At 69.5% G+C, this 14,572-nt stretch carries 12 protein-coding genes and 2 pseudogenes; 7 read left to right on the forward strand and 7 right to left on the reverse strand.

Going from position 1 to position 14,572, the window contains the following annotated elements; all coding sequences use genetic code 11:
* Window positions 1–24 precede the first annotated feature (24 nt).
* A complete protein-coding gene (locus IE212_RS11135) occupies window positions 25–1,536 on the reverse strand; it encodes a pentapeptide repeat-containing protein (RefSeq protein WP_229864206.1) in 1,512 nt (503 codons plus the stop codon).
* A gap of 651 nt (window positions 1,537–2,187) precedes the next feature.
* Entirely contained in the window at window positions 2,188–3,489 is a 1,302-nt protein-coding gene (locus IE212_RS11140; RefSeq protein WP_190197593.1) for an MFS transporter, read from the reverse strand.
* Window positions 3,490–3,868: 379 nt separating this feature from the next.
* On the opposite strand from IE212_RS11140, the pseudogene IE212_RS35740 reads away from it, so the two are divergent.
* Window positions 3,869–4,150: pseudogene (locus IE212_RS35740) on the forward strand (TSCPD domain-containing protein); the annotation flags it as partial.
* A gap of 82 nt (window positions 4,151–4,232) precedes the next feature.
* On the opposite strand, the pseudogene IE212_RS35600 reads toward IE212_RS35740, so the two are convergent.
* Window positions 4,233–4,325: pseudogene (locus IE212_RS35600) on the reverse strand (IS5/IS1182 family transposase); the annotation flags it as partial.
* Between the two features lie 48 nt (window positions 4,326–4,373).
* Window positions 4,374–5,750, reverse strand: a complete 1,377-nt coding sequence (locus tag IE212_RS11150) for an amino acid permease (protein ID WP_190197595.1) — start codon at window positions 5,748–5,750, stop codon at window positions 4,374–4,376.
* A gap of 130 nt (window positions 5,751–5,880) precedes the next feature.
* Here IE212_RS11150 and mmuM point away from each other — a divergent pair, with 130 nt between their 5' ends.
* A complete protein-coding gene (gene mmuM, locus IE212_RS11155) occupies window positions 5,881–6,792 on the forward strand; it encodes a homocysteine S-methyltransferase (protein WP_190197596.1) in 912 nt (303 codons plus the stop codon).
* A 323-nt stretch (window positions 6,793–7,115) separates the two neighbouring features.
* On the opposite strand, the gene IE212_RS11160 is transcribed toward mmuM, so the two are convergent.
* Both IE212_RS11160 and IE212_RS11165 read right to left on the reverse strand, forming a co-directional pair.
* Entirely contained in the window at window positions 7,116–8,669 is a 1,554-nt protein-coding gene (locus tag IE212_RS11160) for a carboxylesterase/lipase family protein (protein ID WP_190197597.1), read from the reverse strand.
* Window positions 8,670–8,840: 171 nt separating this feature from the next.
* Window positions 8,841–9,434, reverse strand: coding sequence for a peptidase inhibitor family I36 protein (locus tag IE212_RS11165; protein WP_190197598.1), 594 nt, complete (start codon window positions 9,432–9,434; stop codon window positions 8,841–8,843).
* A gap of 341 nt (window positions 9,435–9,775) precedes the next feature.
* On the opposite strand from IE212_RS11165, the gene IE212_RS11170 reads away from it, so the two are divergent.
* From IE212_RS11170 to IE212_RS11180, 3 genes are all read left to right on the forward strand, one after another.
* On the forward strand, window positions 9,776–10,819 hold the full coding sequence (locus IE212_RS11170; protein WP_190197599.1) for a LacI family DNA-binding transcriptional regulator: 1,044 nt from the start codon (window positions 9,776–9,778) through the stop codon (window positions 10,817–10,819).
* Window positions 10,820–10,966: 147 nt separating this feature from the next.
* Window positions 10,967–12,217, forward strand: a complete 1,251-nt coding sequence (locus IE212_RS11175) for a TolB family protein (protein ID WP_229864208.1) — start codon at window positions 10,967–10,969, stop codon at window positions 12,215–12,217.
* Between the two features lie 171 nt (window positions 12,218–12,388).
* Window positions 12,389–12,865: a hypothetical protein gene (locus IE212_RS11180; RefSeq protein WP_190197600.1), complete on the forward strand. Its 477-nt coding sequence runs from the start codon at window positions 12,389–12,391 to the stop codon at window positions 12,863–12,865.
* An 89-nt stretch (window positions 12,866–12,954) separates the two neighbouring features.
* Here the strand turns inward: IE212_RS11180 and IE212_RS11185 are convergent, their stop codons facing one another.
* The gene (locus IE212_RS11185) at window positions 12,955–13,374 is read right to left on the reverse strand and encodes an ATP-binding protein (RefSeq protein ID WP_373301373.1); all 420 of its coding nucleotides are present in this window, start codon (window positions 13,372–13,374) and stop codon (window positions 12,955–12,957) included.
* Window positions 13,375–13,486: 112 nt separating this feature from the next.
* Here IE212_RS11185 and IE212_RS11190 point away from each other — a divergent pair, with 112 nt between their 5' ends.
* Window positions 13,487–14,311 carry a helix-turn-helix domain-containing protein gene (locus tag IE212_RS11190; protein WP_229864210.1) on the forward strand — a complete coding sequence of 275 codons (825 nt, stop codon included), beginning with the start codon at window positions 13,487–13,489 and terminating at the stop codon, window positions 14,309–14,311.
* Window positions 14,308–14,559, forward strand: a complete 252-nt coding sequence (locus IE212_RS11195) for a DUF397 domain-containing protein (RefSeq protein WP_190197602.1) — start codon at window positions 14,308–14,310, stop codon at window positions 14,557–14,559. The genes IE212_RS11190 and IE212_RS11195 overlap by 4 nt, the downstream gene beginning before the upstream one ends.
* The last annotated feature ends 13 nt before the right edge of the window (window positions 14,560–14,572 follow it).

Below are 14,572 nucleotides of genomic sequence, written 5' to 3' on the forward strand. Positions count from 1 at the left end.
TGTCCCTCCAGTGCCTGCCGGGGATCAGGACGACGGATGCTGAACATGAACACGGACTTGCAGGGACTCGTCGGTGTTGACCACGAACTTCCCGGGACTCTCCTCCCGGGACATATTTCGTACTGCGTCAAACTCTCCGGTCGGCCAGCGTGTTTCCGGGGTCCACCTGGCCTCCGCCAGTAACGCGCCTCGCAGACTCGCGCCCTCGAGAAGGGCGCCGCTCAGATCAGCCTCGCGCAGGTCGGCGCCTTCCAGGTTCGCCTGCCGCAGGTCGGCCCTCTCCAGGACGGCGTCGCCCAGATACGCACCCGACAGGTCGGCACCATTGAGGTGGGCGCAGCTCAGATCGGCCTCATGGAGGTCTGTTCCTCTGAGATAGGCGCCGCTCAGATTCGCTTCGCCGAGCAGGACCCATCCCAGGAAGGCACCCCCCAGAAAGGCACCGCTCAAGTCGGCCGCGCGCAGGTCCGCACCCCCCAGGAAGGCTCCGGACAGGTTCGCGCCCCGCACACTGGTGCCGATGAGTGTCGCCTCGGCCAGGCTCGCGCCGCGCAGCATGGCCCCGGCGAAGTCCGCTTCGCTGAGGTCCAGGCCGCTGAGATCTGCACCCTTGAGCGCCTGGCCGTCTCGTATCGCCTGGATCGCGCCGGCTTTCGTCCACGTTCTCCCGCCGGTCGCGTCGGACGCACCGGGCTGCTGCGGCGTATCGCGGACAAGGCCTCTGACGAAGCTTCGGACGGGGTCCTCGCTGTCGCGACGGACCGGGTGGATGAAGAAGGCGTCCGGAGCGTTGAGGGCATGCTTCAGATCGATCGGCGCCTGGTAGGGGCGGAAGCGGTTGAACCGGCCCAGGTGGGCGGGATACGAGCGGGACGGCACGCCGACGCTGTCCGCGAGGGACGGTAGGATCAATTCCTGCAGTGTCAAGGACCGTTCAGGCTGCTGATTCTGTTCGACGAACGCCCGAAGCCGGGCATAGCTGTCACTCGACAGCACCGCCGAGATGTATCCGCGACTGAACACCTGGGCAGGGCTGAAGCCGCGATGGACGTGACTCGTCCCCAGAATGGAGGCTAGCTTCTCCCGTTCACCGGCCAGAGTGCGGTAGGCCGGCCACAGCGAAACCGACGGGATGTTGCGCCTCAATCCCGGTGCCAGGTAGTCGGCTTCCTGCATGTAGGAGTCAAGGAAATCCAGGAACCCTGGCCTGATGAAAGCGAGGTCCGTCTCGACATTGACGATTCGGTCGTAACCCTCGTTCAGCGCCCACTCGAAGATATCGAAGAAGGCCGGAGTGATCTTCATGTACTTCAACGGCCGAGCGGGGGTGACCAGGCGAAGATCGAAAGGGGTTTCCATCGGTGGCCCCGAGTTGTACCAGGCGACATCAGCGCCCGGACAGAAAGCGCGGAGACCGAGTACGAGATCCTCGAAAGCGTCATCGACGGTATGACTGATGATCACGAAACAAGTCGCCACACCCACCCGCATCTCTCCTTCGAGCAATGTTTGCGGTTTGAACGCTGCGCCGTACATGTGGGCGAATAATCGCGGTAGACTTGATCTTCACGCCATGCTAGCAAGCGCTATCTGAGTGACACAAGGAAACGTTTCGGCCAGAGTGGTCAGAAGTGTTCGGAGTGACGTGAGCTGTTTCCGCCACCCAGCCAACCGGTTGACAATCCGCACAACGTCCCAGGTCAGAACGTCCATGCGGCATTCCGGCTCGCCACAGGACCGTTGCCTGCCCCTCCGGCGCCATCCGCTTCCGAATGACTTCTGATCTGGCTGCTTGCAGCCCTTGATCGACAGCCACGTTTGCATCAGCATGGCCGCCGCTCCGGAACGAGAACCGTCACTCTGGTTCGTAATGTCGAACACTCTGGCGTCGCGAGATGCCGGGCGAAGGCGCGCATGGAGACAGCGGAATTCCCGGGATCGGCCTGCGACGCTGCAGCGCTTGAGCGGCGATTCCGTCCAGGAGGAGTGGGAGCTGCCGCGGGCAGTGCGGGAGCGGGGCGGAAACGGCCCACGGTGGTGGCCGGCCGTGGCGGCAGGCACGAGAAGAGTTTCAGCAACTGACGCAACCTCGCCATGGCGGGGTCAAACAGCAAGCTCAGCCGTCACCCAGACACGTCACCCCCCCCCCGGCCTTCCGCGCGCCCTTCAGACATCCGCGTACGTGCTCTACGCGCTGACCCGGAGCTGCTCCGGCACCTCGTCGGTCAGCCGGTGGAGGCCCCCGACCAGGATCCACAGCACGGCTGTACCGGCGAGCAGCGACGAGAGGAGGAACGCGGCGGTGTTGCCCGTGGCCGCGGCGACGGCGGTGCCTACGACGGGGCCCAACGCGTTGGCACCCCACACGAACGGCAGCGCGACGCCGGTGACCCGCCCCAGCATGTCCGACGGCGTCGCCTTCTGGATGAGCGTCATGACGGCCACGTTCGTCACGGGCATGGTGAAGTTCGAGATGGCTTGGGAGACCACGATGATCGCGAACCCGAAAGTCGTGCCGCCCAACACGGCCGTCGGCAGCAGCAAGAACGCCAGAGCGAGCATGGCGTGGGTCAGCACGAGGGAACGTCCCATCCCCAACCGCTCGTTGATCCGTTGGGACATCGCGGCGCCGAGCAGGACCGCGGCGCCGCCCAGGCTCAGCGCGAGGCCGAGCTGCCCCGAGGAGAGGTGCAGATCCTCGTAGGCGTAGACGATGACCATGGCCAAGGCCAGCGAACCCCCCATGTTCCCGAACGTCGCCATCAGCATGAGGTGGCGCACCACGCGGTTGCCGAGAGCCATCGGCATGCTGTCCCGGATGTCCTTGAGCGCCGCGGACACACCGCGCTGCGAGGGCGTCGGAGGCGACTCGGGCTGACGGATGAACAGGAGCGTGGCCGCGGCCACGACGTACGATGCCGCGTCGGCCGCGACCGCACGCGCGGCGCCGATGAGTCCGACCAGAGCGCCACCGATGGACCGGCCCGCCACCAGCGCGAACGACCGGCTCAACTGAGTTTTGACGTTGCCGTCGACGAGGTCGGCTCGATCGAGCAGTTGCGGCATGTATGCCTGGTACGCGACCTGGAACACCACGTCGAAGACGCCCTTGAGCAACGCGGCGAGATAGAGGTGGGGCACCGTGAGGCGATCGAGGACCGCGGCCAGGGGCAGGGAGCCGAGGATGACGAAGCGTGCCATGTTGGCGACCAGCATCAGCGGGCGGCGCCGCAGCCGGTCGGTGACGACTCCCATGACCGGTGCGAGCAGCACGAAAGGCAACCATTGCAGCGCCACGAGCATGCCGACCCCGACGGCACCCGAACCGAAGACGAGGACCGCCAAGGAGGGCAGCGCCACGACACTGATCTCGCTGCCCAGCAGGCTGATCGATTCCCCGGACCACAGGAGAAGGAAGGGACGGTTACGGGCCAGCAGCGATCTCGGGCGGGCCGACTCGTCCTGTGGGTCTCCGGCGGTGCTCTGCATCGCGATCGAACTTTCTCGAGAGAGGCTTTGACGCCTGGATCTCCTCAACGGCGGGGCAGACGTTAACAGTTGGCCTGCGGTGTCGGTGAACGGGCCGCGCCTCCTTCACAGTTGGTGCACCAGCTGGCGGAGGAAGGCCTTCCCCGCGTGCGGTGCTTGGCCGTCAAGGGCTTCCAACTCTATGTTGGACCACAACATCTGGTGGCCATTCGCAGTGTGACGCCCACAAGTTGTGCAGATGGGTGCGCTCTGCCCGATTTCGCGACGACGGACGAGGACGGTCATGACCGAGTGGTTCGAGGGCAAGGCGACACGAGCGACCGGCAAGGAGCAGGCTCCGCAGCCCGCCCTGCCGAGCCCCTTGAAGCGCATGAACTCGATGACCCGGTCGTTCACCGTCGGCGAGGGCAAGGGCTACCTCACGGTCGCGCGCACCCCTGCGGGGCGGGTCGCCGAGGTGACGGTCCGCATGGCCAAGCAGGGATCCACGCTCGCGGGCATGATGGACGCCTTCTCCTCGACCGTCACCAGGAGCCTCCAGCACGGAGTTCCGCTCGAGGTGCTTGTCGCCGACTACGTCGGGACACGTTTCGAACCCTCGGGCCTGACCGACGATCCGGAGATACGGCAGGCCGGCTCCGTCATCGACTACGTCGGCCGCCGCTTGGCCCTTGACCACCTGTCGCACGAGGCAAGGGCCCAACTGGGCGTGCTCACCACCGCGGAACGTGCCGCGAGGGCGGCTCGGCCGGCGGAAGACCGCACGGCCAACCACCCCCGGTACCGTTTCCGTCCCGCTCCCGCACCACCCCCGGCAGATTCTCGGACCGCCCCATCCGCAGCCCGGTGAACGTCAGCACCCACACCGGCTCAGCCCTCACTTTTCAGTCCCACGCCTCCGCGCTGTCCTTGCGTCCCCGCAGCCACACGTACACCGGGATGCCGGCGAAGAGGAACAACACGCCCTGGTACACGGCCGCGTACCCGGCGCCCGCGATCAGCCAGAACGAGAAGGCGAAGGAGAGGACCGCGACGGTCAGGTCGCGGGCGAGGCCCGCCGGGCGGACGCGGGCGCGGGTGCCGCGGACCAGCCAGTAGAGCTGGGCGGCGGCCGACAGCAGGTACGGCACGCAGCCGGTGAAGGTGGTGATCAGGACGAGGACGCGGAACGTGGTGTCCGGGCCCGCGGTGTAGTTGAGGGCGATGAGCAGCGTGCCGAGTACGACGCAGGCCCATACGCCGAAGCCGGGGACGCCGCCCTTTCCGACTCGGGCGAACGGGGCGGGGAAGAGGCCGTCGCGGGCGGCGGCGTACGGCATCTGCGCGGCCATGAGGATCCAGCCGTTGAGGCAGCCGGTGATCGAGGCGACGGCGACCAGGGCGATGGCGGTGCCGCCCCAGCCGCCGCCGGTGATCGAGTTCACGGCGTCGGCGAAGGGCGCGCCCGAGTCGACCAGCCGGTCGTGCGGGACCAGGCCGAACACGGCGACCGTGCCGAGGACGTAGACCAGGGCCGAGGCCAGCGTGCCGAGGACGCTCGCCCGGCCGACCGTGCGCTCCGGGTCACGGACCTCGCCCGCGCTGACCGCGGCCGACTCGACCCCGAGGAAGCTGTACAGCAGCAGCGCGGCGGAGGCGGCCAGCGCGCCGGAGACGCTCTGGCCGGAGGCGTTGAACGGGCCGAAGTTGTCGGTGTCGACGAAGAACAGGCCGACGGTGGCGAGCAGGAGCAGCGGGACGAACTTCAGGATCGTCGAGACGACCTGCACCGCGCCCACCCACCGCGTGCCCGCGAAGTTCGCCGCGGCGGGCAGCCACAGCGCGGCCAGGGCGACGGCGGCCTGGAGGACGTGGTCACCGTGCAGGGGTATCAGGACCTCGACGTAGCCGACGACCGCGACGGCCAGGGCGGCGATGCTGACCCAGCACATCGTCCAGTACGACCAGGCGGACAGGAACCCGGCGAACTCGCCGAAGGCGTCGCGCGGGTAGACGTACAGGCCGCCGGTGACCGGGCTGCGCCGGGCGAGCCTGCCGAAGAGCAGCGCGAGCCCGACCGCTCCGACCGACAGCACGACGAAGGCGAGCAGGCTGACCGTGCCGTAGGGGGCGACGGTGGCGGGGAGGGCGAAGATGCCGCCGCCGATGATGTTGCCCATGACGAGGGCCGTGGCGGCGGCCAGGCCGAAGGTGCGGCGGGGAGCGGGGGCCGGGGCCGGCTCGGCGGGTTCGGCGGCCTCGGTGGGGGTGGGGACGGTCATGGGCGTTCCTGGTGCAGGCGGAGGGGGGAGGCCGTGATCGTAACCCGCTGTCCCACATACTGGGCGACCTGTTCATGTGATGGACACAATGGGCTGGGGCCGGCCGCCGGGACTCGACTACCGTCGTCCCATGACCAGCACCATCACCCTCGCCGAAGCCCTCGCCGCCGGGACCGTCGTCCTCGACGGCGGCATGTCCAACCAGCTCGAGTCCGCCGGGCACGACCTGAGCGACGAACTGTGGTCGGCCCGGCTGCTCGCCGAACAGCCGGAGGCGATCACCGAGGCACACCTGGCCTACTTCCGGGCGGGCGCGGACGTGGCGATCACGGCCAGCTACCAGGCCACGTTCGAAGGCTTCGCGGGGCGCGGCATCAGCCACGACCGGGCGGCCGGACTCATGGCGCTGAGTGTGGAGTTGGCCCGGGATGCCGCCAGGCGGGCGCGCCTCTCCCGCCCCCTGTGGGTGGCGGCCTCGGTCGGCCCCTACGGGGCGATGCTCGCGGACGGCTCGGAGTACCGGGGCCGTTACGGGCTGTCGGTGGACGAGCTGGAGCGTTTCCACCGCCCGCGTCTGGAGGTGCTGGCCGCGGCCCGCCCGGACGTCCTCGCACTGGAGACGGTCCCGGACGCCGATGAGGCCGCGGCCCTGCTGCGGGCCGTGCGCGGGCTCGGAGTGCCGGCCTGGCTGACGTACTCCGTCGCCGGCGACAGCACCCGCGCCGGGCAGCCGCTGGAGGAGGCCTTCACCCTGGCCGCCGACGTGGACGAGGTGATCGCGGTGGGCGTCAACTGCTGCGCGCCGGAGGACGCGGACACCGCCGCGGCGATCGCGGCCCGGGTCACCGGCAAGCCGGTCGTCGTCTATCCCAACAGCGGCGAGACCTGGAACGCCGAGGCGCGCGCCTGGACCGGCCGCGCCACCTTCACCGCCGACCAGGTGAAGGGCTGGCAGCGGGCGGGGGCGCGGATGATCGGCGGTTGCTGCCGGGTGGGCCCGGAGGCGATCTCGGGGATCGCGGGGACGCTGGGGGCGGCGTAGGCGGGAGCCCCACCCCGGCCCTCGCGCAGCCCTCCTCCGTTCCTCCCTCCGCTGCCGGCCTCCGACACGGGAAGGCGGCCTCTCGACGGGCGGCCGAGATCACCTTCGACGAGACTCAGGGGGACATGGTTCCGGCGGGATCCCCCGAGGGAATTGGCGTGGCGTCACCCGAATGCCTCGTGTAACAGAACGCGCACCCGTCAGCTGCTTCGCACGGGGGCGCGACGGTGAACGTACGTGCCCGGGTGGGGAGTTCGCCGCCGAAGTCCGGCTACAGCGGCGACGAGGGCGGCAACTGCCTCGAGGAGACCGCCTTCCTTTCCTCAGTGCCGACGGAGCCGTCGCAGGGCTGATCGTGTCGCCGGTGTGAGTTCCTCAGGGGGCGGCGGGGCCGCGTCCCTCGTCCAGAGGGCGAGTTCTCGGTCGCGGGGGCCGTACGCCGTGTAGGCCAGGCCGTTCTCGGCGTCCGGGGCGCGGTCTCCGAAGATCCGTACCGGGTGGGTCGGGTCCCAGCGTTCCCAGCCCGGGTCACCGTCCGTGGCGAACCGCACCCAGGCGGCGTGCATCGCGTCGGCCAGTTCCTGCGGGGCCCCCTCCCCGGCCAGTTTCCGCGATTCGGGGGCCTCCCCGGTGTCGAAGACGAAGCCGAGTTCCAGCGCGTGGCACGCGCCGAGGCCGGGGAGGTTGGAGGGCCAGGCGAACTCGTAGACGTACGACGGCTCCGTGCGGGCGTCGGCCAGGCGGTGCAGGGGGCCGCGGAGCAGATGGTCGGTGACGAGCTGGCCGACGGTCTCCACGGTGCCGGCCTCGGGGTGCAGGGCCCGGTAGCCGCGCGGGACCTCGCTGCCGCAGCGGCAGCGGGCCATGGCCCCCGCGAGGGCTACGGCTCCGAGGCGGTCGACGCGCTCCAGGAGGCCGCCGGGTACCAGCCACAGCCGGTACTCGTCGCGGGTCCAGCCCATCAGCAGCTCGACTCCGGGGGCGGCGCCGCCCTCGGTGAGGGCCTCCAGGGGGTCGCGCGGAACGACGTCACCGTCGATCACGATGCCGAAGGCGGGGCCGCCGACGACCGGGCTGCTCAGCCGGCCCACCTCGGCCTGGGTACGCAGCAGCAGGTCGCGGTCGACGGCGGCGAAGGCCGCGGCGGTGGCCGGGATCTTCAGCCGGGTGGCCATCCGGCGCACCATCCGCCGTACCTTGGCCCGCTCGGACGCCTCGGGCGGCCCGCTCTGCAGGACCGCCCGGCGCACCAGCCCCTGGGTCTGGGGGGCGGCGATGAGCGCCCCGACGCTGATCGCCCCGGCGGACTGGCCGGCGAGGGTGATGCGGCCGGGGTCGCCGCCGAAGGCCTCGATCGCCTCGTGCACCCAGGTCAGCGCGGCGATCTGGTCGCGTAGGCCGGGGTTCGGGGGCGCGTCCGGGAACAGTCCGTAGCCTTCCACGCCCAGCCGGTAGTTGACCGAGACACAGACCACGCCGTCGCGTGCGAAGGCGTGGCCGTCGTAGACCGGGACGGCGGAGGATCCCCTGGTCAAGGCGCCGCCGTGCAGCCAGACGAGGACGGGGAGGCGGGCCCCGCGGCCCGGCTGCGGGGTCCAGACGTTGAGGTTCAGGCAGTCGTCGCCCGGCACGACCGGGTCCGAGAGGTAGTGCGCGAAGGCGTCGGAGTACGGGGGCTTCGGAGGGGTGGGGCCGAAGGCGGCGGCGTCGCGGACGCCCTCCCAGGGCTCCTGGGGGACGGGCGGCCGGAAGCGGCGGGGGCCGACGGGGGGTGCCGCGTAGGGGATGCCACGGAAGACCGCGACACCGCGCTCGCAGCGGCCCCGCACGGCGCCGTAGGGCGTGCTCACCACGGGATCTGCCTGGACTGCTGTCATACGTCCCACCAGCCTCCTCACCGCGCTCGTGCACCGTGAAGATCAGAGCAACTCATTGTCGCCCGGTATTCCGGCGCACGAGCGGGTGAGAGGGCTGTTCGGGTAGTCGGTCACTGCCTGTGCACGGTCACTTCGCGGACACCGGCCTGCCGATACCGTGCTGGGCGAACCTCAGCACACCCACAGGCCGTCGGCCTTGTCGTTGTTGGCGGCACCGACGTTGGAGCTGGACGAGGGGGCGGTGGACGTCCAGAGCAAGGCCCAGGAACTGCCCGTCCAGTTGTACACGTGGGTCTGGGTTCCCCGGCTCTGGTTGTTGTGCCAGGACGTGGTCTGGTCGTTGAAGCCCCAGTTCGCGAGGTTCTCGAAGTTGCAGTCCGACCAAGTCAGGCGGCGACCGTCGAAGTTGGAGTGCTCGTAGAGGCACGTCCAGAGGTAGTTGCAGTTCGGCGTTCCGAACGCGCCGCGGGGCTCGTTGACGGCTCGGGCCTTCTTCTCGCCCGGCAGCGGGAAGGTCATGACGGCCTTGCCGTCACGCCATGAGATCTGATTGACGCCGATCTGCTTCCCGCCAGGGGTGATGGCCATCTGCTTGTCGATCTGCCCCTGGAGCTTGGAGACCTCGCTCTCGCTCAGGCCTGCCTTCTCCGCCTGAGCCGCGATCGTGCTCTGGAGTTCGGTCGACGCGGAGGTCGGCCCTGCCAGGCCAAGTGTGGCCATGACACCCGCAGCCAGGATGACGCTGAACCTTGTTCTCGTGCGCATGGGGAAACTTCCCTTCGGTCACGAAGTATCGGCGTACCGAGCGCGATCACGCTATGTCATCATCTGATCACGAACACGGCTCTTTCCGGCCGGTTTTGACTGGAACATGCCACCATTGCACCGCCCGGTGCCGGCCGAGCCGGACGCTCGCCAGAGCCCGGCGTTCGGGGTTTCGAAAGTTTTGAGCGATGCGAACCGGCGAATTCACTTCCCTTCCCGCCGTCCTGCGCCGCACTTACATTAGGAAGCGCTTTCTGCCCGGCCGGGCTCCGGACCGCCGTGAGCAACGCCGGTCGAAACTTTCCACGGCCCTCGGGCGGGCCGGAGAGGCGGGTTCTTCGATGGTTCGTACGGCGAGCGCGAGCGCGGCTGCCGGTCCGACGCTGGCGGTCGTGGCCCGCGAGGCGGGGGTGTCGGTGCCGACCGCGTCCAAGGTGGTCAACGGGCGCGAGGACGTGGCGCCCGAGACCCGCCGCCGGGTCACCGAGGCACTCGACCGGCTCGGCTATGTGCGCAGACCCCGGTTCGACGCGAGCAGAGCGCCCCGGCTGGTCGATCTGGTCGTGCACTCGCTGGAGAGCTCCTGGTCGGGTGCGGTGCTGCACGGGGTGGAGGAGGCGGCGCACCACGCGGGCCTGGAAGTCGTGGTGTCGGCGGCCCTGACCCGCACCCGGGCCGGCCGCCCGGAGCGCGGCTGGCTGGACAAGCTGGTCGCCCGGGGCTCGTCCGGCGTCCTGTTCAACCTCGCCGAGCTGAGCGACTCCCAGTACGCCTGGCTGGAGCAGCACCGCATCCCGTTCGTGATGATCGACCCGGTCCAGGAGCCGCCGGAGGGTGTGGCGTCGGTGGGCGCGGCGAACTGGCAGGGCGGTCTGACGGCCACTGAGCACCTGCTGTCCCTGGGACACGAGCGCATCGCCGTCATCGCGGGAAACCGGCGCACGATGTGCAGCAGCGCCCGGGTCGCCGGTTACCGCTCGGCGCTCGCGTCGGCCGGTGTCCGGCACCGCGCCGAGTACGTCCGGCACGCCGGCTTCGACGAGAACCAGGCCCGCCGCCGTATGCGGGAACTCCTCGACCTGCCGGAGCCGCCGACGGCCGTGTTCGTCTGCTCGGACCGGATGGCACTCGGGGTGTACGAGGCCCTGTCCGAGCGGAAGTTGAAGGTCCCGGACGATGTCAGCGTGGTCGGCTTCGACGACCTCCCCGAGGCCCGTTGGGCCTCCCCCGCCCTCACCACGGTCCGCCAGCCGCTGTCGGAGATGGCGGCGACGGCGCTGCGCTCGCTGCTGCGCATGATGGACGGCCACCGTCCGGAGAGCACGCGGACGGAGCTGTCGACGAAGTTGGTGGAGCGGGCGAGTACGGCGGCGCCGAGGGTGTAGGGCGGCGTCTCCCTCGCGGGCGCGGACGGCCGACCGCGCGTTCGGGTTGTACGGAAATGGACGCATTGACCTGGGGCCGATGGGGCCGTTGCCTGAGGGTGGGCCCCTTGCCGCAGGGGCAGGGGGACGTGTCGACCGGGGGGAAGTATGGGTTCTGCGTTACGCGCGGCCGTCGCCGCCGTGGCATCGATGTGCGCGGTGGCGCCGGCCATGCCCGCTGAGGCGTCCGAGTCGAGACCGGAGCTGGAGTTCGTCAACGTCACGGCCGACGGCGTGATGGGGAACGGCGCGTCGTCGGACCCCGTGGTCAGTGCCGACGGCAGGTATGTGGCGTTCCTGTCCGAGGCCACGAACCTGGCGCCCGGCGACACCGACCGTACCGCCGATGTCTACGTGAAGGATTTGCGGACCAGAAAGCTCCGCTGGGTCAGTGACGTCCCCGGCGGCGGGGGCGAGGGGGTGGACTTCGGGCCGCCCTCGATCAGCGCGGACGGCACCCGGGTGGCGTTCGCCTCGCTGGGTCCCGACACCTGGCCGCCCCGGGACGTGGCGCGCCCGGCCTACGTCCATGACACCCGGACGAGCCACACGGAACGAATCGACGAGACGACCGACCCCGCCCTCCGCCACGTGTGGACACCACTCCTCAGCGGAAACGGACGGTACGTGACCTTCACCGGCCGGCCGGGCGGGGCCGGCACCCCGTCCCGGATCTACGTACGCGACCTCCTGCGCGACACCGGTTCCTGGATCGACCATCCGCTGCCCAGCGGCAAACAGAGCCTCGGCTCCCCCACGCTGAGCCACGACGGCAGCCGCCTCGCCTACGAGGTGGGGGAAGCGGGAACCGAGCCCGGCGAGAGTCGCGAGGGCGTCTACGTGCTTGACCGGCGGACGGGTGAGCGGATCCGCGCGGACGCCGACTGCCCGGGAGACCCTACGGAGAGCGGGGTGAATGAGCCCCGGATCAGCGCCGACGGCCGCCATGTCGTGTTCAAACGGAATTGCCGGACCCTGCCCTCGGATGGCACCGGCGACACCCGAGGCACCTTCGTACGGGACGTCCGGCGCGGCACGCTGTGGCCCGTGCCGGCCCGGGACCCGAAGTTCGGAACTCACAGCGCCCGGCCGAGCGCGGACGCCCGCCGGATCGCCTTCGCCGCGACCAAGTCGGAGGTCGGTCAGCCTCCGCTTCAGGTCGTCTACTGGCGTGATCTGCGCAGCGGTCGGGTGGAGTTGCTCAGCGCGCGCCCCGACGGCTCGCTGAATCAGCGGCCCGCCGCCCATCCGGGCATCGACGCCCGGGGCCGTGTCGTGGCCTTCGACGGGGAGCGGCTCGACCTCCAGGGCGAGAACGGCTCCAGCGAGCGGCAGGCGGTCGCCGTGCGCCTGCGCTGACGGGCCCGTCCACTCGAACGCCCCAACGTGCCCGTGCCGTAGACCATTCCAGGTCGGTGGCCCGCCCCGAGTGGCCGCGCAGGCCTCGCTCTGTAACCCACAGGCTCTTACTGGCACCCTGGCGCTGTGGATGCGGGGACTGCGGCGGTACTGGGTGCCGGAGTAGGTGTAGTGGGAACAACCCTTGCGGCGATCATTGCCGGGGTAGCGGGGCAGCGCCAGGTTCGCGCTGAGCATCGTCACTGGCGTCGCCAGCTGCGCCGTGACGCGTATGCCGCCTTCACGGTGAAAGCTGATGAGGCCTATGAGGCACTACGCGGTGTCGAAGTCGAGTTGGCCAGACCCGGTCATGATCTCGACGGGCTGCGCAGCGCTCTTGACGAGACCCGCAGGCTGCTTCGAGGGGATCTGGTCGATGTTCAGACCGCCGTCGAGCTCGAAGGTCCAGAGGCGCTGGCCCGCATGGCCGGCGAGTTGACCAAGTCACTGTCGGCCTGCGCCGCAGCGATTCATGCGCGACTCCTGGGCCGAGACAGCAATGACGCACTTGAAGCGAACGAGTCACACCGCATCCGGCGTTTCCTCAACCATGCGTCGAACAAGCGGGAGCAATTCGTGAGCCATGCTCGCAGGGCCATCGATGTGTGAGCGTGACTCGCTTCGATCCCGGGGTGTGTACCCCATGACCGACTTGCAGGCCGACGCCACCCGGGCAACACCCGACACGGGGGCAGGCGTCACCGCCCGGTGAACTCGCACCACACGATCTTCCCGGGGTCCCGCTCCCCCACGCCCCACTTGTCCGCCAGCTCCGACACCAGCAGCAACCCGCGCCCGCCCTCGCGCGGTTCCCCGCCCTCCGTCTGCGGTACGGCCGGTACGCCGGCCCCGCTGTCGTGCAGCTCGACGCGCACGCCGCCGTCGTAAGGCAGCGACAGCGGCAGCAGCCGCAGCAGGAAGCCGCGGCCCGGCGGGACGCCGTGCACCAGGGCGTTGGTGGCGAGTTCACTGACGCACAGCACGATGTCGCACGACCGTTCCACCGCGCCCCATTGCGCGAGCGCCTCACGCGTGAAGGCGCGGGCGGCGGGGACGGACTGGCGTTCGCGACGGTAGAAGCGTTCACGCGGGGACAGGTGGGGGATTTCCTCGTTCACACCACCAGGGTCACTCTCCGTGGCCATCATGGAACAGTGCGTGCGCCCGTACAGCTCCTCTGTACGGGCGCACGACGGGGAACGTACGTGCGCGGGTGGGGAGTTGGACCGCATGAGCACGACTCGACGGGCACGCAGGAACGCCTCGGCGATGAAGATGGTGGGCGCGTTGCTCGCCGTTTTCCGCGAGGCCGCCGGTTACACGCAGAAATCGCTGGGCGAGCGGTTCGTCGTGGGCGAGCAGCAGATCGCCTCGATCGAACAGGGCAGACGGCCACTGAAACCGGACCTCGCCGAGCAGCTCGACAAACTCCTGGAGACGAAGGGGGCGTTGGTCGCCGCGCTGGAGCACATGCCGGAGGTGGATCTGGTGCCGCTGTGGGCCGAGGAGTATCTGGACCGGGAGCGGGAGACGATCGCCGTGTCGTGGTACGAGAGCCTGCTGGTCCCCGGCCTGCTCCAGACAGCGGCTTACGCGCGGGCGGTCTTTCGTAACCGCGTGCCGGTCTACGACGAGGACGAGATCGAGCAGTTGGTGGCAGCCCGCATCGAACGGCGGGAAATCCTCCACCGCAAGGTCCCGCCGATGATGAGCTTCGTGGTCTGGGAGGCGGCACTGCGGGACCGTCTGGGCGGAGACGAGGTGTACTGCGAGCAGTTGCGACACCTACGGGAGTACGCCGACCTTCCCGGATTGGCACTCCAGATCCTGCCGCTCGGCCGGACCTCCCACGCCGGGCTCAAAGGCCCGTTCATCCTCCTGGAAACCCCCGAACACCAGCGACTCGCCTACTTGGAGACACAGCGTGGAAGCCAGCTCATCGCCGACCCGAACGAGGTGGCGATCCTCAATCAGAAGTATGCAATGCTGCGGACACAGGCCCTCACCACCGAGGACACGAGGGACCTGCTGGACCGTCTTCTGGGAGAGAGATGAGCGGCACGGCACTTGAGTGGTTCAAGTCCAGCTACAGCAACGAAGAGGGCGGCGCATGCATCGAAGTCGCCTGCACGTGGCGCAAGTCCAGCTACAGCGGCAGTGAAGGCGGCGCATGCCTGGAGGTCGCCACCCATCCCACCGCCATCCACATCCGCGACTCGAAGACCCCCACCGCCCCCCACCTCACCGTCACCCCGTCCACCTGGACCGCCTTCCTGAAGCTGCCCAACCACACCGTCTGTTGAGTCGTTCGGCCTG

It is taken from the genome of Streptomyces djakartensis, assembly GCF_014651075.1.
GTDB lineage: Bacteria > Actinomycetota > Actinomycetes > Streptomycetales > Streptomycetaceae > Streptomyces > Streptomyces djakartensis.